This window comes from Agreia sp. Leaf210, assembly GCF_001421485.1.
Taxonomy (GTDB): Bacteria; Actinomycetota; Actinomycetes; order Actinomycetales; family Microbacteriaceae; genus Agreia.
Genome location: NZ_LMKK01000001.1, coordinates 841,830 through 860,590, shown reverse-complemented (window position 1 = coordinate 860,590; position 18,761 = coordinate 841,830). Strand labels below are relative to the sequence as shown.

The 18,761-nt window shown below is 65.9% G+C and carries 19 protein-coding genes and 1 tRNA gene; 14 read left to right on the top strand and 6 right to left on the bottom strand.

Features of this window, described 5'->3' with window-relative positions; translation table 11 throughout:
• Nucleotides 1-303: 303 nt before the first annotated feature.
• From ASE64_RS04040 to ASE64_RS04020, 5 genes are all read left to right on the top strand, one after another.
• A complete protein-coding gene (locus tag ASE64_RS04040; RefSeq protein WP_082465946.1) occupies nucleotides 304-1,287 on the top strand; it encodes a LacI family DNA-binding transcriptional regulator in 984 nt (327 codons plus the stop codon).
• 345 nt (nucleotides 1,288-1,632) lie between these two features.
• Nucleotides 1,633-2,712, top strand: a complete 1,080-nt coding sequence (chvE, locus tag ASE64_RS04035; protein WP_181035701.1) for a multiple monosaccharide ABC transporter substrate-binding protein — start codon at nucleotides 1,633-1,635, stop codon at nucleotides 2,710-2,712.
• 129 nt (nucleotides 2,713-2,841) lie between these two features.
• Entirely contained in the window at nucleotides 2,842-4,389 is a 1,548-nt protein-coding gene (gene mmsA, locus ASE64_RS04030) for a multiple monosaccharide ABC transporter ATP-binding protein (RefSeq protein WP_055776179.1), read from the top strand.
• Between the two features lie 33 nt (nucleotides 4,390-4,422).
• Nucleotides 4,423-5,664, top strand: coding sequence for a multiple monosaccharide ABC transporter permease (gene mmsB, locus ASE64_RS04025; RefSeq protein ID WP_055776176.1), 1,242 nt, complete (start codon nucleotides 4,423-4,425; stop codon nucleotides 5,662-5,664).
• Between the two features lie 50 nt (nucleotides 5,665-5,714).
• Complete coding sequence (locus ASE64_RS04020; protein WP_055776173.1) at nucleotides 5,715-7,103, top strand: sugar ABC transporter ATP-binding protein; 1,389 nt, start codon at nucleotides 5,715-5,717, stop codon at nucleotides 7,101-7,103.
• Nucleotides 7,104-7,175: 72 nt separating this feature from the next.
• On the opposite strand, the gene ASE64_RS04015 is transcribed toward ASE64_RS04020, so the two are convergent.
• Nucleotides 7,176-7,757, bottom strand: a complete 582-nt coding sequence (locus ASE64_RS04015) for a histidine phosphatase family protein (protein ID WP_055776170.1) — start codon at nucleotides 7,755-7,757, stop codon at nucleotides 7,176-7,178.
• A 199-nt stretch (nucleotides 7,758-7,956) separates the two neighbouring features.
• Between ASE64_RS04015 and ASE64_RS04010 the strand changes: the two genes are divergently transcribed.
• Complete coding sequence (locus tag ASE64_RS04010; protein ID WP_146077604.1) at nucleotides 7,957-8,235, top strand: hypothetical protein; 279 nt, start codon at nucleotides 7,957-7,959, stop codon at nucleotides 8,233-8,235.
• A gap of 92 nt (nucleotides 8,236-8,327) precedes the next feature.
• Here ASE64_RS04010 and ASE64_RS04005 read toward each other — a convergent pair whose 3' ends face one another.
• On the bottom strand, nucleotides 8,328-9,530 hold the full coding sequence (locus ASE64_RS04005; RefSeq protein WP_055777443.1) for a pyridoxal phosphate-dependent aminotransferase: 1,203 nt from the start codon (nucleotides 9,528-9,530) through the stop codon (nucleotides 8,328-8,330).
• 123 nt (nucleotides 9,531-9,653) lie between these two features.
• On the opposite strand from ASE64_RS04005, the gene ASE64_RS04000 reads away from it, so the two are divergent.
• Entirely contained in the window at nucleotides 9,654-10,802 is a 1,149-nt protein-coding gene (locus tag ASE64_RS04000) for a diacylglycerol/lipid kinase family protein (protein ID WP_082465872.1), read from the top strand.
• Nucleotides 10,775-11,560, top strand: coding sequence for a glycosyltransferase family A protein (locus tag ASE64_RS03995; RefSeq protein ID WP_055776164.1), 786 nt, complete (start codon nucleotides 10,775-10,777; stop codon nucleotides 11,558-11,560). Before ASE64_RS04000 ends, ASE64_RS03995 begins: the two co-directional genes overlap by 28 nt.
• Here the strand turns inward: ASE64_RS03995 and ASE64_RS03990 are convergent.
• Nucleotides 11,535-12,026: a MarR family winged helix-turn-helix transcriptional regulator gene (locus ASE64_RS03990; RefSeq protein ID WP_055776161.1), complete on the bottom strand. Its 492-nt coding sequence runs from the start codon at nucleotides 12,024-12,026 to the stop codon at nucleotides 11,535-11,537. The two genes, ASE64_RS03995 and ASE64_RS03990, sit on opposite strands and share 26 nt — an antisense overlap.
• Before the next feature lie 69 nt (nucleotides 12,027-12,095).
• On the opposite strand from ASE64_RS03990, the gene ASE64_RS03985 reads away from it, so the two are divergent.
• A complete protein-coding gene (locus ASE64_RS03985; RefSeq protein ID WP_055777440.1) occupies nucleotides 12,096-12,872 on the top strand; it encodes an SDR family oxidoreductase in 777 nt (258 codons plus the stop codon).
• A 73-nt stretch (nucleotides 12,873-12,945) separates the two neighbouring features.
• Here the strand turns inward: ASE64_RS03985 and ASE64_RS03980 are convergent, their stop codons facing one another.
• From ASE64_RS03980 to rfbB, 3 genes are read right to left on the bottom strand one after another with little or no spacing between them, the layout of a single operon-like run.
• Complete coding sequence (locus ASE64_RS03980) at nucleotides 12,946-13,704, bottom strand: HAD-IIB family hydrolase (RefSeq protein WP_055776158.1); 759 nt, start codon at nucleotides 13,702-13,704, stop codon at nucleotides 12,946-12,948.
• Between the two features lie 47 nt (nucleotides 13,705-13,751).
• Nucleotides 13,752-14,459, bottom strand: a complete 708-nt coding sequence (locus ASE64_RS03975; RefSeq protein ID WP_235480485.1) for an HAD-IA family hydrolase — start codon at nucleotides 14,457-14,459, stop codon at nucleotides 13,752-13,754.
• Nucleotides 14,460-15,458: a dTDP-glucose 4,6-dehydratase gene (gene rfbB, locus ASE64_RS03970; protein ID WP_055776155.1), complete on the bottom strand. Its 999-nt coding sequence runs from the start codon at nucleotides 15,456-15,458 to the stop codon at nucleotides 14,460-14,462.
• Nucleotides 15,459-15,655: 197 nt separating this feature from the next.
• On the opposite strand from rfbB, the gene ASE64_RS03965 reads away from it, so the two are divergent.
• The 5 genes from ASE64_RS03965 to rplA all read left to right on the top strand — a co-directional run bounded on the left by ASE64_RS03965 (nucleotide 15,656) and on the right by rplA (nucleotide 18,682).
• Nucleotides 15,656-15,728, top strand: a tRNA-Trp gene (locus ASE64_RS03965).
• A 90-nt stretch (nucleotides 15,729-15,818) separates the two neighbouring features.
• Nucleotides 15,819-16,091 carry a preprotein translocase subunit SecE gene (secE, locus tag ASE64_RS03960; RefSeq protein WP_055776152.1) on the top strand — a complete coding sequence of 91 codons (273 nt, stop codon included), beginning with the start codon at nucleotides 15,819-15,821 and terminating at the stop codon, nucleotides 16,089-16,091.
• Between the two features lie 135 nt (nucleotides 16,092-16,226).
• On the top strand, nucleotides 16,227-17,279 hold the full coding sequence (gene nusG, locus ASE64_RS03955; RefSeq protein WP_055776150.1) for a transcription termination/antitermination protein NusG: 1,053 nt from the start codon (nucleotides 16,227-16,229) through the stop codon (nucleotides 17,277-17,279).
• Between the two features lie 199 nt (nucleotides 17,280-17,478).
• A complete protein-coding gene (gene rplK, locus ASE64_RS03950) occupies nucleotides 17,479-17,910 on the top strand; it encodes a 50S ribosomal protein L11 (RefSeq protein ID WP_055776148.1) in 432 nt (143 codons plus the stop codon).
• An 82-nt stretch (nucleotides 17,911-17,992) separates the two neighbouring features.
• On the top strand, nucleotides 17,993-18,682 hold the full coding sequence (gene rplA, locus ASE64_RS03945) for a 50S ribosomal protein L1 (RefSeq protein ID WP_044442700.1): 690 nt from the start codon (nucleotides 17,993-17,995) through the stop codon (nucleotides 18,680-18,682).
• Nucleotides 18,683-18,761: the final 79 nt, after the last annotated feature.

Here is an 18,761-nt window from a genome sequence, read left to right as displayed (position 1 = left end):
CCACCTACCGAAGCCCGCGCACCACCTACCGAGGCCCAGCGCTACCTACCGAAGCCCGCGCGCACCGCCTACCGAAGCCCGCGCACCACCTCCGCTGCAACATCCACAGCGCCTCGCGGCAGCTGCCTGTCACGCCGATGTCGACTCGTTTGCCGACGCTGCCATCGACGCGAGGGCACCGCAGGGGTGAACGGGTGTGCATAATAAGTAGGCGCTCACCCTTTGTGAACGTGAACAACGATGAGGTTTGAACGCGTGGCAAAGGATCCCGAGCCGGTGGCGAAGAAGTCACGGGCCCCGAGCATGCACGATGTGGCGCGCCTCGCCGGGGTCTCGCATCAGACCGTCTCGCGCGTCATCAACGACCTGCCGAACATCCGTGAAGAGACCAAGCAGCGGGTGCTCGACTCCATGGAGCAGCTGCAGTACCGGCCCAACCGGGCCGCGCGTGCGCTGGTCACGTCTCGCTCCCGCACCATCGGCATCCTGTCTGCCTCGCGCACGATGTACGGCCCCGCCGCCAGTATTCAAGCCATCGAGGATGCGGCCAGTGCGGCCGGATACTCGGTCACGACGGCCAGCATCAGCGGCTACGAGTCCACCTCGATCGTGCGCGCCATCGACCGCCTGCTCGACCAGGCGATCGAGGGTCTGGTCGTGATCGCGCCGCAGCGCCGGGTGTTCGACACCCTTGCGGGCATGTCGTTGCGCTTGCCGATCGTCACGCTGCAATCCACGGGCACCGAGAACGACAAGTCGCTGTCGGTCGATCAGATCACGGGGGCGCGCCTGGCGACCCGCCACCTCATCGAGCTTGGGCACAGGTACATTTACCACCTCGCCGGTCCACAGGACTGGATCGAGGCCGAGGCCCGCATGACAGGCTTTCTCGACGAGATGAACGCGCAAGATATGCCGACGACGGCACCTATCTTGGGCGACTGGACAGCCGAGTTCGGCTACTTCGCGGGGCGCGAGCTGCTGCGCATGCGCGACTTCACGGCGATCTTCGCGGCGAACGACCAGATGGCGCTGGGGCTCATGCATGCGATCCGCGACGGCGGCCTCGAGGTGCCGCGAGACGTCAGCATCGTCGGCTTCGATGACATTCCTGATTCGGCACACTTCTGGCCCCCGCTCACCACCGTGCGGCAGGACTTCGCCGAGCTCGGCCGGCGCTGCATGGCGTTGCTGTTAGGCGGGCTCGAGGCGGGCGAGGAATATTCAGGAAGCATTCTTCCGACCCTCGTCGTGCGCGGTTCATCGGCTGCACCGTCGTCTGGATAACGATCGTGACACGCCGAACAATCGAGGTTGACAGGGTGATCATGTACGGGTCTAGTATGAACACGCGTTGTGAACGTTCACAAGGATTGTGGTCGCAACAACGCACCAGAGCAGACAAGGGAGTCGTCGATATGGCCAGCAGCATTCGCAGCGCAGCTCATCCGCCTTCTCTCTAGTTCTCACCCCTATGCCGCGCAAGGCTCCCTGCCCTGCACGGCGAACGAATCGGTCTTCGGGACGAGGCCGAATCGCGCACCACTGCAGACAACGACGTCCACTGCACATTCGAAAGGAATTCACACAGTGAAAATCAAAACCCTCCTCGCCGGCGTCGCCGCCGGCGCGATGATCATCGGCCTCTCGGCCTGCTCCTCCGGCTCAGGCGGCGGAGAAGGCGGCGGAGACGGCGGCCTCATCGGCGTCGCGATGCCCACCAAGTCGAGCGAGCGCTGGATCCAGGACGGCAACGCCGTGAAGTCGCAGCTCGAAGACGCCGGCTACACCGTCGACCTGCAGTACGCAGAGGACGACATCCCCACCCAGGTCTCGCAGATCGAGAACATGATCACCAAGGGCGCCAAGGCCCTGATCGTCGCTTCGATCGACGGCACCACGCTCACCAGCGTGCTGCAGGACGCCAAGGACGCCGACATCCCCGTCATCGCCTATGACCGCCTGATCCGCGACACCGAGAACGTCGACTACTACGCGTCGTTCGACAACTTCAAGGTCGGCCAGCAGCAGGCATGGTCGATGCTGAACGGCCTCGGTCTGACCGAGCTCGACGGCACCGAGATCGCCGGCGCACCCGCCGGTCCGTTCAACATCGAGCTGTTCGCCGGTTCTCCCGACGACAACAACGCCACGTTCTTCTTCGAAGGCGCGATGGACGTTCTGCAGCCCTACATCGACAAGAAGACCCTCGTCGTCGGCAGTGGCCAGACCAGCTTCGAGCAGGTCGCAACCCTCCGCTGGGACGGCGAAGCTGCCCAGAGCCGCATGGAGGACATCCTGACCTCCACGTACTCCGACGGATCCAAGAAGGTCAACGGTGTTCTGTCGCCCTACGACGGCATCTCGCGTGGAATCATCTCGGCTCTGACCGACGCCGGCTACACCGTGGGCGCCGAATGGCCCACGATCTCCGGCCAGGACGCCGAGCTCGACAGCGTCAAGGCGATCAACGGCGGCGAGCAGTACGCCACGATCTTCAAGGACACCCGCAAGCTCGCCACGGTCGCGGTCGACATGGCCACCGCCATCCTCAAGGGTGACAAGCCCGAGGTCAACAACACCGAGGACTACGACAACGGCAAGAAGGTCGTTCCGTCCTTCCTGCTCGACTCGCAGATCGTTGTGAAAGACAACATCAAGGAGGTCCTGGTCGACTCCGGTTACTGGACCGAAGACGAGATCAAGGGCTAACACCTAAAGATCCCGGATGCTCCGGGCGCGTGACCTTCACGGGTCGCGCGCCCGGCGCATCCAGTCTCTCGTCGCCATCACGGCGACGTAAATCACCCCACGAACAACCAGCAAGGAAGCAGAATCGCGATGACGGACAAGGTCGACGCTCCGCTCAACATCCTCGAGATGAGGGGAATCACCAAGACGTTCCCCGGCGTCAAGGCGCTGCAAGATGTGACCATCGAGGTCGGCCGTGGCCAGGTCCACGCCATCTGCGGTGAGAACGGCGCCGGCAAGTCGACGCTGATGAAGGTGCTCTCGGGTGTCTACCCGTTCGGCACCTACGAGGGCGACATCGTCTTCGAGAACAAGACCGTCGAGTTCAAAGACATCCGCGATTCCGAGGCCGAAGGCATCGTGATCATCCACCAGGAACTGGCGCTCAGCCCGTACCTGTCGATCGCGGAGAACATCTTCCTCAACAACGAACAGCGCGGCGGCCTCGGGCTGATCGACTGGAACAAGACCAACGCCGAGGCGGCAAAGCTGCTCGCCCGCGTGGGTCTGCGCGAGAACCCGACGACCAAGATCATGGACATCGGTGTCGGTAAGCAGCAGCTCGTAGAGATCGCCAAGGCCCTCTCGAAGCGCGTGAAGCTGCTCATTCTCGACGAGCCCACCGCGGCCCTCAACGACGAAGACAGCGACCACCTGCTGAACCTGATCCTGCACCTCAAGGAGCAGGGCATCACGGCCATCATCATCAGCCACAAGCTGAACGAGATCAAGAAGGTCGCCGACGCGGTCACGGTCATCCGCGACGGCAAGACGATCGAGACGATCAAGAAGAGCGACGTCACCGAAGAGCGCATCATCAAAGACATGGTGGGTCGCGACCTCGAGAACCGCTACCCCGATCACACGCCGCACATCGGCGACGAGATCCTGCGCGTCGAGGACTGGACCGCCCACCACCCGCAGGACGTGAGCCGCGTGGTCGTCGACAACGTCAACATCAACGTGCGCCGCGGCGAGATCGTCGGCATCGCCGGACTCATGGGCGCAGGGCGCACCGAGTTCGCGATGAGCCTGTTCGGCCGCAGCTACGGATCGAAGATCTCTGGTCGCGTGTTCAAGAACGGCGTCGAGATCAAGACCCGCACGGTGTCCGAGGCCATCGCGAACGGACTGGCCTACGCCACCGAAGACCGCAAGACCTACGGCCTCAACCTCATCGACGACATCAAGCGCAACATCTCGATGGCGGCGCTGAAGAAGCTCGAGAAGCTGGGCCTCGTCAACGACGGCCAGGAGTGGACCGTCGCCAACGAGTACCGCAAGAGCATGAACATCAAGTCGCCGACCGTGCTGGCGAAGACCGGCAAGCTGTCGGGCGGAAACCAGCAGAAGGTCGTTCTTTCGAAGTGGATCTACTCCGACCCCGACGTGCTGATCCTCGACGAGCCCACCCGCGGAATCGACGTCGGCGCCAAGTACGAGATCTACAGCATCATCAACAAGCTGGCGGCCGAGGGCAAGGGTGTAATCGTGATCTCGAGCGAGCTGCCAGAGCTGCTCGGAATCTGCGACCGCATCTACGCCCTCTCTGAGGGCCGCATCACTGGCGAACTGCCGATCGAAGAAGCGAGCCCCGAGGCTCTGCTCAAACTCATGACCATGGAAAAGGCCCGCTAGCGCTCGCGCTGGTGGATATAGGAGCACAACGACATGTCTAACCTCGAGACCAAGCCCGCCGACGGCGTCGCGGCCGGCAGCCAGGTGAATCCCGTGGAGAACAGGTTCACCAACAGGTTCAGCCACATCCTCGCCGACCTGGGCAAGAACGGCATCTTCATCGCCCTGATCCTGGTGGTGGTGCTGTTCAGCGTCCTCACCAACGGCATCCTGCTGCGTCCGCAGAATATCTCGAACCTGATCGTGCAGAACGGGTACATCCTCGTTCTCGCGATCGGAATGGTGATGGTCATCATCGCCGGCCACATCGACCTCTCCGTCGGATCGGTGGCCGCATTCGTCGGCGCCGTGTCTGGTGTGTTCGCGGTGCAATGGGGACTTCCCTGGTGGCTGTCGATCGTGCTCTCGCTGCTGGTCGGTGCCCTCGTGGGTGTCTGGCAGGGATTCTGGATCGCCTTCGTAGGCATACCCGCGTTCATCGTGACGCTCGCGGGCATGCTCATATTCCGCGGTCTCGCCCTCGTCGTCCTCGGCAACGCCAACATCGGTTCGTTCCCCACCGAGTACCGCGCTCTCGGTAACGGCTTCCTCAGCAACGTCTTCGGTGAACTCGAACTCGACCCGCTCACCCTCGGTGTCGCGGCCATCGCCGTGATCGCGCTGTTCGTGCAGCAGTTCCGCACCCGCAAGGGCCGCGCCAGCTACGGCCAGGCCGTCGAGCCGATCGTCTGGTTCATCGCCAAGCTCGTGCTCATCACCGTCGCCATCGGCTTCTTCGCATACGCGCTGGCCAGCTACAAGGGCATCCCGATCACCCTGATCGTTCTCGCCGTACTGGTTCTCGTCTACGGCATCGTGATGAACCGCTCGGTCTTCGGCCGCCACATCTACGCCATCGGTGGAAACCTGCACGCGGCGGAGCTCTCGGGCATCAAGACCCGCAACGTCACCTTCTGGCTGTTCGTCAACATGGGATTCCTCGCCGCACTCGCCGGCCTCATCTTCACCGCGCGACTCAACCTCGCAGGCCCCAAGGCCGGTGACGGCTTCGAGCTCGAGGCCATCTCCGCCGCCTTCATCGGTGGAGCCGCGGTTCAGGGTGGTGTCGGAACGATCGGTGGCGCCATCATCGGTGGTCTGATCATCGGTGTTCTGAACAACGGTATGTCGATCATGGGTATCGGCATCGAGTGGCAGCAGGCGGTCAAGGGCCTCGTGCTGTTGTTCGCCGTCGCCTTCGACGTCTACAACAAGCGTCGCTCCGGAGGCCGCTGATCTCCGAAGAGCTCAGCCCGAGCCCGGGCGAGATCCACGTCGTACTCGGCGTGGACTCGCCCGGGCTCGACGCCGTTCTGACGCGGGTCGCGGGGGCCGTCGCGTTCGCGCACGTGCGCCGGGTGTCGTCGCTGACGGCCACCCTCGATCTGGCTGACAACGTCTTTCTCGGCATCGAGCCGAAGCGTCGCTTCTTCGGGCTGCCCGGCATCGTCGACCGCGCCGCGATGCGCACGCAGGCCACCGCGCTGCTGCGCAAGGTCGATGTCTACTCGCCGCTTCCCACGCTCGCGTCTCGACTCGACGACGCCTCGCGCGTTCTCGTCGAAGCGGCCAGGGCGCTCGCCCATGGTGCCACCGTGCTCGCGTTCACCGAGCCCACGGCGGGGCTGACCGACGCGGGCGCCGAGCGGGTCGTGCGGGTGCTGCGCCGTCTCGCCAACGACGGAATCGCCGTGGTCGTCGCATCCCAGCGCCCGAGCTTCGCGCTCGAGATCGGCGACACGGTGTCGGTGCTGTCGGCCGGTTCCGTCGCGGTGGTGCTGCGGCCCGATGACAGCCGGCTGGATGCCCGTGGCCGGCTCCTCGAGGCGATGGCCGGCGGCGGCGGCGCGGCTGACGCGCGCCCGGCAGGCGCGGATGCGGCCGGCGCGGATGCGGCGGGCGCGACGGGCCCCGCGGTGCGCGACGCGGCGGCGGAGTCGCCATCCGGAGCCGTGATCGAGATCATCGACTGGAGCACCGACGACGAGTTCGACCGCGAGACCCCCGTGGTCATGGGCGCCTCGCTGAGCGCCGCGGCCGGCGAGATCGTCGGACTGGCCGGGCTCGAGGGCTCGGGGCGTAACGAGCTGCTGCTGAGCGTGTTCGGGCGCACGGCGGGAACGATTCCCTCGGGGACGGTATTCATCGACGGGCTCCCCGTCGACACGAGCACCACGATGGCCGCGATCGAGCACGGCATCTTCGCGATCGTGACCGTGCAGCCGAAGTACCGGGTGCGCATCGTCGGGGGCATCTCGGCTCCGGCGACGCCGTCGATGCTGCCCGCGCTCGTGAAGGCCGGAGTGGTGACGCGCGACGACGAGACGAGGTCGACGCCCGGCGCGCGTGCCCTCGACGCCGTGCGTCTGCGCGGGCGCGACGACGAGTGGGTGCGCATCCGCAGCCTGCTCGAGCTGTTTCCCGAGTCGCAGCACCGCGTGCTGCTGCTCGTCGAGCCGACGCGTGAGCTCGACGCTGAGCAGCGCGCCGAGGTGTGGCGGCTGCTGCGGGTGATCTCCGAGGCGGGCAAGGCCGTGATCGTGGCCTCGGCCGACCTCGACGAGCTGCGGGCGATCAGTGACCGCGTCGTGGCGATGGCCGGAGGACGCGTGGTGGGCGAAGTGGGGCGCGGAGCGTCGACGCTCGAACTGCTGACGCTGGTGGCGCCGCTCTGATTCAGGAGAAGCGGGCCGAAAGCGACGTCCTCGTACGCAGCAGAGCGGTTCTGCCTGAGTTGTGGCGCGCGGCTACGAGCGAGGATCGGCGGCCGGGCTGCCATTCACGCTCAGCACGCGCCAGGCGCCGTCTACCCACTCGATCTCGTTGATCGCCGCGTTGTGGATGTGCGGAATCTCCTCGCCGAGGATCTCGGAGAGCACGAAGCGGATGATCGTGCCGTGGCAGACCGCGGCGACCGTCGCATCCGGCCCGTCGAGAGGCAGCCGCGTGTCGCGGATCTCGGCGATGGCGCGCATGCCTCGGGCGGTGACGGCCTCGCGAGGCTCGATGTCGGGGAAGGCGGCGTCGGGCTCGTCGGGGATCTGCTCGGTGGGGACAGCGCCCTCGAGGCTGGCGTAGTCGCGCTCGATGAGGTCGTCGTAGGTGGCGCCCAGGTCGATGTCGAGGATCTCGGCGATGATGCGCGCGGTCTCTCGGGCACGCATCAGCGGAGACGAGACGATCGCCGAGAGGCCCTGGTCGGCGAGCACGGCGGCGGTCTCCACGGCCTGTGCCCGCCCGGTGTCGTTCAACGGAATGTCGCTGGAGCCCTGCAGGCGACCGTCGCGGTTCCAGTCGGTCTGGCCGTGGCGAATGAGTTCGATGCGCATGGAGGAAGGGCTTTCGTCGAGAGTGGGGGAGGGGCGCTCTCGAAGACAGGTCGAGGCCCCGCAGTCAATCGTAGAACGCCGCCCGCGGATGCGCCGTCGGGGGCCGGATCTTGCACATGTGTTCGGGCCGTCGATCCGCGGTATCGCGCAGCACGAGGCATGGTCTTGCGTGTTCACTTTGGCCTGCGACAATGCAGCCATGACGAAGAAGATCACCACGGCGCTGGCCGAACTCATCAAGGCGTTGGGCAAGCACGCAGAGATCGCTGCGACCCCCGATGCCTCGGTCTCGAAGACCGAGCGGGCGACCGTTCGTGTTCAGAAGGCGGCGACCGCCTACCTCTCTGCGCTGCCCGCCAAGAAGCGCATGGCGAACCCGTTCATCGGTGTCGTCGACGACCGCATCGACGACGATCTGCGCGCAACGCTCGAAGCAGAGCGGGCCACGATGTCGAAGAGCGAGAAGAAGGGCAAGTAGCCCTTCGCAGCCGGGCTTATGTGCCCGAATACCTCCATTCCGTCGCCCGAACGGACGCAGAATGGAGGTATTCGGGCACAAGCTCCGCGCGGCTACGCCGTGAAGAGCTTCTGCAGACGCTCGATGCCCTCGGCGAGGGGCTCGTCGCCCAGCGCGTACGACAGACGCAGGAACCCGCTCGGGCCGAAGGCCTCACCGGGAACGGCTGCCACCTCGGCCTGATCGAGGATCAGATCGGCGAGCTCGAGAGAGGTCGTCGGCGTTACTCCTCCCCAGGAGCGGCCGAGCAGACCGGTGACATCGGGGTACACGTAGAACGCGCCCTCGGGAGTGGGGCAGACGATGCCGTCGATGGCGTTGAGGCCCGCGACGATCGCCTTGCGACGGCGGTCGAACGCCAGCCGCATCTCTTCCACCGCGTCCTGCGGACCGGTGAGCGCCTCGAGGGCAGCGCGCTGCGAGATGTTCGACACGTTGCTCGACAGGTGCGACTGCAGGTTCGCGGCACCCTTGATGGCGTCTGCCGGGCCGACCATCCAGCCGACCCGCCATCCGGTCATGGCATACGTCTTGGCGACGCCGTTGACCAGGATCGTGCGGTCGGCCAGCGCGGGCACGGCCTCGACGATCGAGACGGCACGCACGCCGTCGTAGGTGAGGTTCTGGTAGATCTCGTCGGTGATGACCCAGAGCCCGTTGGCCTCGGCCCATTCGCCGATGGCGCGGGTCTGCTCCTCTGAGTACACGGCGCCGGTCGGGTTCGACGGCGACACGAACAGCAGCACCTTGGTGCGCTCGGTGCGCGCGGCCTCGAGCTGCTCGACGGTGACCAGGTAGTTCTGCTCGCTGCCCGCGAAGACGTCGACGGGAACGCCGCCGGCGAGGCGGATGGCCTCGGGGTAGGTGGTCCAGTAGGGAGTGGGCAGCAGCACCTCGTCGCCCGGATCGAGCAGCGTGGCGAAGCTCTGGTAGACCGCCTGCTTGCCGCCGTTGGTGACGATGACCTGGGACGCCGAGACCTCGAGGCCCGAGTCGCGCAGCGTCTTCGCCGCGATCGCCTCGCGCAGGTCGGGCAGACCGACCGCCGGCGTGTACTTGTAGTTCTTGGGATCGAGCACCGCGCGCGACGCCGCCTCGACGATGTGAGCGGGTGTCGCGAAGTCGGGCTCACCCGCGGCGTAGCTGATGACGGGGCGGCCCTGGGCCTGCAACGCCTTCGCCTTGCTGTCGACCTTGAGAGTCGCCGATTCGGCGATGGATGCGATGCGGTGCGAGATGCGGGTGGGTTCGGTCACGAGAGCCAAGCCTAGCGGGAGGGCCTGTGATTCGACCGGAGAGTTTAGGGCTTCGGCGCGTGTTTTCGCACCGGGTCTGCCACAGATAGTCCGGATCTTTCCGTCGCCCATACCCTTGACGGTATGAGCGAAAATCAGCCCGACGCATCCGACAGCCAGAAGCCCGTCGCCGCCGTCGTCTACAACCCGATCAAGGTCGATGTCGACGCCCTTCGCGCCTCTGTAGAGCGGCACGAGGGCCCGAACGGGTGGGGCGAGACGCTCTGGTTCGAGACGAGCGTCGAAGACCCGGGTCAGGGCGTGACGAAAGACGCCCTGGATGCCGGTGCCTCGATGGTTCTCGCGGCCGGCGGTGACGGAACGGTGCGCTCGGTCGCCGAGGCCGTGCACGGCAGCAAGGCATCGCTCGCTCTGCTTCCGAGCGGAACGGGCAACCTGCTCGCCCGCAACCTCGATCTGACGCTGAACGACCTCGACCACGCGGTCGAGACGGCGTTCGCCGGCGACGACCGTGCCATCGACGTGGGACTCATCCAGGTGCGGCGCGAGGACTCCTCGGTCGAGAAGTTCGCCTTCGTCGTCATGGCCGGTCTCGGCATCGACGCCACCATGATCGCGAACACTGACGACGACCTCAAGAAGAAGGTCGGCTGGCTCGCCTATGTGAGCGCCATCGCGAAGGCCCTGCGCGACAAGAACGAGCTGCGCATGCGCTACAACCTCGACAAGCAGGGCAACCACTCGGTTCGCGCCCACACGATCATCATCGGCAACTGCGGATCGTTGCCGGCGAACATCCTGCTGCTGCCGGAGGCCGCCGTCGACGACGGACTCTTCGACATCGTGATGCTGCGCCCGAAGGGCGTCGGGGGCTGGATCCAGATCATCGTGAAGATCATCTGGGAGAACGGCGTTCTGCGTCGCACGGCCGCGGGTCGTCGCCTCGCCGGACTGTCGAAAGAAGTGCGCGCCCTGAACTACGTGAAGGGCAAGGAGCTCGTCGTGAAGCTCGACCGCGCCCACGACATCGAGCTCGACGGCGACAGCTTCGGCACGGCCATCGCGTTCCGCACCTGGGTCGACGCCGGGGCGCTGCGCGTGCGCATCCCCGCCGAGGTCACCCTCGAGGAGCAGCAGCCCGAAGACGAGCCCGAAGAGGCCCGCCTGCCCGGCGAGCGCATCGATGAGGGCGCCGACGTCGAGGAGGACCTCTTCGCGGAGTCGGGCGACGACGCCAGCGTCGAATCGGGTGGCGGGTCGTCATCGAACTGAGCATCTCGGTCGTCGTTCCCGTCAAAGACGACGGCGAGCTTCTGAGGCGCTGCCTCGGTGCGCTCGCGAAGCAGACGCGTCGGCCCGACGAGATCGTGGTCGTCGACAACGGGTCGAGCGACCACAGCGCGCAGGTGGCGAGGGATGCCGGCGCCCGGGTCGTCTTCGTCGAGGGCGGCGGAATCCCCGCGGCCAGCGCCGCCGGTTACGACGCCGCCGGCTTCGACGTCATCGCGCGGTTGGATGCGGATTGCCTGCCTGAGCCCGCATGGCTCGAGCGGGTCGAGACGGCGCTCGTCGCGCATCCGGATGCCGTGGCCGTCACCGGCGGCGCGCACTTCATCGACGGGCCGAAGCCGCTGCGCGGGATGCTGGCCGCGTTCTATCTGGGGGCGTACTTCGGCACGGTGTACCTGGCGCTCGGGCACATGCCGCTGTTCGGCTCGAACTTCGCCCTGCGCCGTGACGCCTGGGTCGCGGTGAGCGACGCCGTGCACCGAGGTGACTCCTTCGTTCACGACGACATGGATCTGTCGCTGCACATCGGGCCGAGGCGGCGCATCCGCTACGTGCGGGGCCTCGGCATGGGAATCTCGATGCGGCCGCTCTTCGACGCCAGCGGATTCGCCACGCGCATCAGACGGGGCTTCCACTCGTTGACCATCCACTGGCCGCACGACTTTCCGTGGCTGCGCTGGGCGCGCCGGCTCGGTCGTCAGGCCGGCTCCGTCGTCAGCTCAGACGGGTCGCGTAGCTGATCGTCTGCTCGAGAAAGCGCCGGGCGTAGCGGGTGAAGGCGGCCGCCTCGTCGGCGGGCCAGTCGGCCAGCAACTCCGCCATCATGTCGTCGCCGGCGTCGTACAGATCCTGCGCCGCGGCGACGCCCTCGGCGGTGAGCGCGATGGTGTGGGCCCGGCGGTCGTTCGCGTCGACCTCTCGGCGAACGAGATCGGATGCCGTCAGCTTCACGAGGGCCTTGCTGATCGTCGGGGCGCCGGTCACCAGCAGCTGGGCCAGCGCAGAGGAGCGGAGCGGGCCGCGCCGGGCGAGAGTCCAGAGGATGCGCACCTCGATCGCCCCGAAGTCGCGCCGACGGGAGTGAGCGATGCCCGATTGGAACCGCGGCGAATCCCACACCCCCTGCAGGTCGGCCAGGATCGCGACCAGTTCGGAGCGGTACTGCAGGGGAGCGACGCCGTCACCCGCGGATTCGGTAGCGGCCATGGAGTACACGCTAGTCGACCGATATAGTTTCTAATGGAAACTGTTTTTGTCGAGATCAAGGGAGATTTCATGGTTCGCACATACGTCGTCACCGGGGCAGCATCGGGCATCGGTCAGGCCACGGCCGCGCTGTTGGCCGAGCGGGGCGAGAGGGTCATCGGGGTCGACCTCAAGAACTCCGACGTCAACGTCGACCTCACCACCGACGAGGGTCGCCGCACGCTCGTCTCGGAGGTCGAACGCATCAGCGGAGGGTCGATCGACGGTGTGCTCGGCATCGCCGGACTCGCGGCCGAGATTCCCGCCACCGTCGGCGTGAACTTCTTCGGCATGGTCGCCACGCTCGAGGGGTTGAGGCCCCTGCTCGCCACGTCCGATGCGCCCCGAGCCGTGGGCATCGCATCGATGGCCAGCCTGCATCCCGTCGACGACGAGCTGGTCGCGGCCATGGAGGCGGGCGACGAGGCTGCGGCGCTCGCGCGTGCGGAGGCCGTCGCCGCGGGTGGAACGGGCGGCACGATCTACGCGTCGACCAAGAAGGCCTTCGCGCAGTGGATCCGTCGGGCCGCGACCACACCCGACTGGGCCGGAGCCGGCATCCCGTTGAACGCCATCGCGCCCGGAGTCATCGTGACCCCGATGACGGCCCCACTGCTCGAGACCGAGGAGGGGCGCGAGCAGATCCGACAGGGCGTGCCGATGCCGCTGAACGGATTCGCCGACGCCATCGTGCCTGCGCGTCTCTTGGCCTGGCTCGTGAGCGAAGAGAACTCGCACCTCTGCGGCCAGGTCGTGTTCGTCGACGGCGGCAGCGACGCGGTCATCAGGGGCGACTCCACCTGGTGATCCGCGTTCCCTGAGCCTGTCGAGGCGTTCCCTGAGCCTGTCGAAGGGGCTTAGGCAGGCTCAGGGGCGAGACCTACAGGGTCGGGATGAGCTCGTCGAGGAACGCCGCGGTGTCGTGCCAGCCCTCGACCGCGTGGCATTCGACGCCGAGTGCCTTCACCGGGTAGTCGTTGCCGTCGGGGTCGAGGCGGTCGCCCACGAAGAGCATGTCGTCGAGGGGAATGCCGGTGAGCTCGGCGAGCCGGGTCATTCCGTAGGCCTTGTCGATGCCCTGACGGGTGATGTCGACCGAGGTCGAGCCGCCGCTGCGCACCTCGAGGTCGGGCAGTAGTGCCTGCGCGGCCTCACGGAGCGTGTTCTTCTTCACGCCGTCGGCGTCCCAGGCGGACTTCGCCGACACGGGCGCACCCTGGCCGAGCGCCGAGAAGGTGATCTGCGATCCGCGATCCTCGAGAATCGGTCCCCAGGTCTCGGACTCCCAGTAGCCGAGTCGTCGGGCCTCGCCCTCGACGGCCGCCAGTGCGCGGTGCTTCTCGTCGTCGGTGAGGTTCTGCGCGTAGACCTGGTTCCAGACGCCGCCCTCGAAGCGGTAGTACTGGGTGCCGCAGGTGGGCATCAGATGCAGTCGAGCGAGGGCCTCGGGGCTCGCATCGGTGAGCTTGTCGATCACCTGAGCCGTGAACTGCCCGTACTGGCCGCCCGAGATGATGCACACGTCGACCCGGTCGAGCAGCGTCACGAGGAGGTCCGCCATGCGCGGGTCGATGGCCGTTTTCGAGGGGGCGAGCGTGTCGTCGAGGTCGAAGGCGACGAGGCGGGGAGTCGAGGTCATGGCTGTCCGTTCTGCACCGATCGCGGAAGTCGCGGGGCGCGTCGATTCTAGAGGGGCAGAGCGATGGTGAAACTCGGCCGCGGGTCCGGGGCACCGGGCGCCGCGTCGTGCACGGTCACCGTGACGTCGCGATAGTCCCGGATGCGCGGCAGGCCACGCGTGGTCTCGCTCTCGTGCGAGCCCACCACGACGGTGCGCATGCCCGCCGCGAGACCGGCCGCGATGCCGGCCTCGGCATCCTCGAAGACGATCGCGTCTGCTGGGTCGATGCCGAGCAGCTCGGCCGCCAGGAGGTAGCAGTCGGGCGCGGGCTTGCCGCGCTCGACGTCGGCGGCCGTCACGACGACGTTCGGCGCGGGCACGTCGGCGATCTCGAGCCGCCGAAGGGCGAGCGCGCGCCGGGCCGAGGTGACGAGAGCGATGGATGCCGCGGGCAGGCTCTCGACGAATGCGCGGGCACCCGGAATGGGAACGATGCCGTCGACGGCCGCGAGCTCGAGGTCGAAGAGCCGGTCGGCGCCCGCCACCACGTCGAAGCCGGTCGGACCGTGCCGCAGCATCGTGTCTTCGGCCCGCACGCCATGGCCGGTGGCGATGATCGCCCGCGCATCCATGCCGTTCTCGGCCGCAAAGGCCGTCCAGACCTGCTCGACGACCGCGGTGGAATCGACGAGCGTGCCGTCCATGTCGAACAGCACGGCTCGAGCGGTGAGGCTCGTGATGCCGACGTCTCCTGTCGTGGAGGCGGTCGTCACCTACTGTCCCTGGAGCTGGTACTTCGCTTCGGTCTCGGCCTTCTGCGGCTTCCACCAGTTCTCGTTGTCGCGGTACCAGGCCACGGTCGACGCGAGGCCGGACTCGAAGTCGGAGTACTGCGGAACCCAGCCGAGCTGGGTGCGCAGCTTGGTGGAGTCGATCGCGTAGCGCAGGTCGTGGCCGGGGCGGTCGATCACGTGGTCGTAGGCATCGGCGGGCTGGCCGAGCGTCTCGAGGATCAGCTCGACGACCTGCTTGTTGTTCTTCTCGCCATCGGCGCCGATGAGGTAGGTCTCGCCGATCTCGCCCTTGTCGATGATCGTGAGAACGGCCGAGGAGTGGTCGTTGGCGTGGATCCAGTCGCGCACGTTCTCGCCTGCGCCGTAGAGCTTGGGGCGTTCGCCGGTGAGCACGTTCGTGATCTGGCGGGGAATGAACTTCTCGACGTGCTGGTACGGGCCGTAGTTGTTCGAGCAGTTCGAGATCGTGGCACGCAGGCCGAAGGAGCGCACCCAGGCGCGCACCAGCAGGTCGCTGCCGGCCTTGGTAGAGGAGTACGGGCTCGACGGGTTGTACGGGGTCTGCTCGGTGAAGCGCTCGGGGTCGTCGAGCTCGAGGTCGCCGTAGACCTCGTCGGTCGAGATGTGGTGGAAGCGCACGTCGTGCTTGCGGGCCGCCTCGATGAGGGTGAACGTGCCGATGATGTTCGTGTCGAGGAACGGGCGCGGGTCGTGCAGGGAGTTGTCGTTGTGGCTTTCTGCCGCGTAGTGCACGACGACGTCGGCGTCTTTGACGAGGCCGTCGACAAGTTCGGCGTCGGCGATGTCGCCCTTGACGAAGGTGAAGCGCTCGGGATCGAGCCCGTCGAGCGAGGCCAGGTTGCCGGCGTAGGTGAGGTTGTCGAGCACCGTCACGTGGTCGTCGGTGTTCTCGAGCACGTAATGCACGAAGTTCGAACCGATGAAACCGGCCCCACCGGTAACGAGAAGCTTGCGCACTGAGATCTCCTGAAGTCGACGAAAAGATTTCCCCCATAGTAACCGGGGCCGTGAAGGCCGGTCTGGGCGCTGGCTTTACTCTCGTTCTGCTCTCGCCTACACTTGGTCGAGGTAGTTGAAGTCTGCCAAGCTTTTTTATGCCCTTTTTGGGTCTCGAAGGGTTTGGCGGGTGACGATTCCCGGGCTTTTCAGCCCGAAGGGTGGTGGCTCAATTGGTAGAGCAGCGGTCTCCAAAACCGCAGGTTGCAGGTTCGAGTCCTGTCCGCCCTGCTGATCGAATCCGGTAGCTCTCTCAGATCGTGTGAGAGGCAACGGACGAGATTGGGCCGGATGGCCGAATTGTGAAGGGTAACTACTTACGTGGCACGCAAAGTAATCGACGAACCGAGTGAAGAAGTCGTCGAGAGCGCCAAAAAAGAACGGGCTGCTCGCCGCAACCCGTTCGCCCGTATCGTGCTCTTCATCAAGCAGGTCTTCCAAGAGCTCAAGAAGGTCGTCACCCCGACGCGCAAAGAGCTGCTGAGCTACACCGCAGTCGTTCTCGTCTTCGTCATCATCATGATGGCGCTGGTGTCGGGTCTCGACGCAGTGTTCGCGTGGCTTGCGCTGATGGTCTTCGGAAACCCGGTCTAGTCAACTGAAGCGGGCACACATGTTCTGTCAGAACCGGTGCAGCCCGAGCAGTCGTAACGGGCTGGTCATCCGCAGAGCGGTGAGCCAAGACATCGTGCGCAGAGCGCAATAACCAACGAATTGGAACGGATTTACGTGGCAGAGTCACAGCGCGACGACGTCGAGAACGTCGCAGCCGAAGAGAAGTCAGCCGAGACCACGGCGGCGCGCGAAACGCCCGCCGACCTCGACGCACTCCTCGAGGCGATCGATGCGAATCCCGACCCCGAGGCCGACGCCCTCGTCGATGACGCCCTCGACATCAGCGATCCCGAAGAAGCCGCAGCGGCCATCGACGTGCTCGACGACCCCGACGCCGCGACGGTGCTCGACGAAGATGGCGACGACATCGCCACGGCCGTCGCCGAAGCCGAGGCAGAGGCCGACGTGAGCGATGCGGCCGAGCAGCCCGAGGCATCCGGCACCGAAGCCGACGACACCGAGACGCTCGGCGCAATCGCCCCGGAGTCAGAGGTCGACGTCTCAGAGGTCGAGCTCGACCCCGATGGCCAGCCCGTTGTCGCCGACGTCGACCCCTACGAGGCGTTCCGCAAAGAGCTGCGCACCCTGCCGGGCAAGTGGTACGTCATCCACTCGTACGCCGGCTTCGAGAAGCGCGTGAAGCAGAACATCGAGAGCCGCAAGTCCTCGATGGGCATGGAGGACTTCGTCTTCCAGGTCGAGGTTCCGATGGAAGACGTCGTCGAGATCAAGAACGGCCAGCGCAAGCTCGTCACTCGCGTTCGTATCCCCGGCTACGTGCTCGTACGCATGTTCCTCAACGAAGACAGCTGGTCTGTCGTGCGTCACACGCCCGGTGTCACCGGCTTCGTGGGCAACTCGCACAACCCCACGCCGCTGCGTTTCGAAGAGGCTTTCTCGATGCTGCAGTCGCTCGTCGTCGTAGCCGATGTTCCCGTTGCCAAGGCTGCGGGCGGCAAGGGCGGCAAGGCCGTCTCCCGCTCGATTCCGGCCGAGGTCGACTTCGAGATCGGCGAGACCATCACGATCAAGGAAGGCTCGTTCGCGGGTCTGCCCGGATCGATCAGCGAGATCAAGCCCGAGAGCGGCAAGCTCACGGTTCTCGTCTCGCTGTTCGAGCGCGAGACCCCGGTCGAGCTCAGCTTCGACCAGGTCACCAAGCTCTAACGCTCTTCACTTCATCGAGCCCATCGTTCATTCGATGGGCTCGATGGCGTTAACGGCCTGGATCGCGTATGCTTACAGGGTTGTCCTCATACCGGCGCGCCTTCTGGCGTGCTGACGAAGTCGGCCACAAACCGCGTTCACCGAACGGCGGGAGAGTTCGCCAATCAGGGTGGACTCGACACAGATAAGGAAGAGAAAAATGGCACCGAAGAAGAAGGTTACCGGTCTGATCAAGCTTCAGATCAAGGCCGGCGCCGCCAACCCCGCACCGCCCATCGGGCCTGCGCTGGGACAGCACGGCGTCAACATCATGGAGTTCTGCAAGCAGTACAACGCAGCCACCGAGGCTCAGCGCGGAAACGTCATCCCCGTCGAGATCACCGTGTACGAAGACCGTTCGTTCACGTTCATCCTGAAGACCCCCCCGGCAGCAGAGCTCATCAAGAAGGCCGCCGGAGTCGCCAAGGGTTCGGGAACGCCGCACACCGTCAAGGTTGCGAAGCTCACCCAGGCTCAGGTCCGCGAGATCGCCGAGACCAAGATGGCCGACCTCAACGCGAACGACATCGCCGCCGCGTCGAAGATCATCGCCGGCACCGCCCGCTCCATGGGCATCACGGTCGAGGCCTAACTCCTCACCGCTTCACAGCACGACGTGGGAGAGCCAGCCAGGCTCACGTAAACCACACTCTTCAGATTCAGGAGAATCAGTTATGGCAAAGAATTCCAAGGCCTACAAGGCGGCGGCAGCAAAGATCGAAGAGGGCAAGGTCTACTCGCCCACCGAGGCAATGGCTCTCGCTCGCGAGACCGGCTCGGCCAAGTTCGACAGCACCGTCGAGGTCGCTCTCAAGCTCGGCGTCGACCCCCGCAAGGCAGACCAGATGGTCCGCGGCACCGTGATTCTTCCTCACGGCACCGGTAAGACCGCCCGCGTCATCGTCTTCGCGACCGGTCCCGCCGCCGAAGCCGCCATCGCGGCCGGCGCCGACGAGGTCGGTGGCGACGAGCTCATCGAGAAGGTGGCCGCTGGCTACACGAACTTCGACTCGGCAGTCTCGACCCCCGAGCTCATGGGTAAGGTCGGACGCCTCGGTAAGGTCCTCGGCCCCCGTGGTCTCATGCCCAACCCGAAGACCGGCACCGTGACGCCCGACGTCGCCAAGGCCGTCAACGAGATCAAGGGTGGAAAGATCGAGTTCCGCGTCGACAAGCACTCCAACGTGCACTTCGTCGCCGGCAAGGCTTCGTTCACCGAAGACCAGCTCACCGAGAACGTGAAGGCCGCCCTCGAAGAGGTCGTCCGCTTGAAGCCGTCCTCCTCCAAGGGCCGCTACATCCACAAGGGCACGGTCTCCACGACGTTCGGCCCGGGCATCCCGCTCGACGTCAACGCCATCTAGGCTCAGCTTCACCCGAAAGGGCCGCTCTCGCATCGCGAGGGCGGCCCTTTCTGCGTGCCGCCCGCCGCCTCGCGGGACT

Excerpts from the sequence above, each read along its gene's own strand:
- ASE64_RS03985 (WP_055777440.1), top strand. The coding sequence starts at position 12,096 with ATGGTTCGCACATACGTCGTCACCGGGGCAGCATCGGGCATCGGTCAG.
- rplK (WP_055776148.1), top strand. The coding sequence starts at position 17,479 with ATGGCACCGAAGAAGAAGGTTACCGGTCTGATCAAGCTTCAGATCAAG.
- rplA (WP_044442700.1), top strand. The coding sequence starts at position 17,993 with ATGGCAAAGAATTCCAAGGCCTACAAGGCGGCGGCAGCAAAGATCGAA.
- mmsA (WP_055776179.1), top strand. The coding sequence starts at position 2,842 with ATGACGGACAAGGTCGACGCTCCGCTCAACATCCTCGAGATGAGGGGA.
- chvE (WP_181035701.1), top strand. The coding sequence starts at position 1,633 with ATGATCATCGGCCTCTCGGCCTGCTCCTCCGGCTCAGGCGGCGGAGAA.
- ASE64_RS04040 (WP_082465946.1), top strand. The coding sequence starts at position 304 with ATGCACGATGTGGCGCGCCTCGCCGGGGTCTCGCATCAGACCGTCTCG.
- ASE64_RS04010 (WP_146077604.1), top strand. The coding sequence starts at position 7,957 with ATGACGAAGAAGATCACCACGGCGCTGGCCGAACTCATCAAGGCGTTG.
- ASE64_RS03980 (WP_055776158.1), bottom strand. The coding sequence starts at position 13,704 with ATGACCTCGACTCCCCGCCTCGTCGCCTTCGACCTCGACGACACGCTC.
- ASE64_RS03990 (WP_055776161.1), bottom strand. The coding sequence starts at position 12,026 with ATGGCCGCTACCGAATCCGCGGGTGACGGCGTCGCTCCCCTGCAGTAC.
- ASE64_RS04000 (WP_082465872.1), top strand. The coding sequence starts at position 9,654 with ATGAGCGAAAATCAGCCCGACGCATCCGACAGCCAGAAGCCCGTCGCC.
- mmsB (WP_055776176.1), top strand. The coding sequence starts at position 4,423 with ATGTCTAACCTCGAGACCAAGCCCGCCGACGGCGTCGCGGCCGGCAGC.
- ASE64_RS04015 (WP_055776170.1), bottom strand. The coding sequence starts at position 7,757 with ATGCGCATCGAACTCATTCGCCACGGCCAGACCGACTGGAACCGCGAC.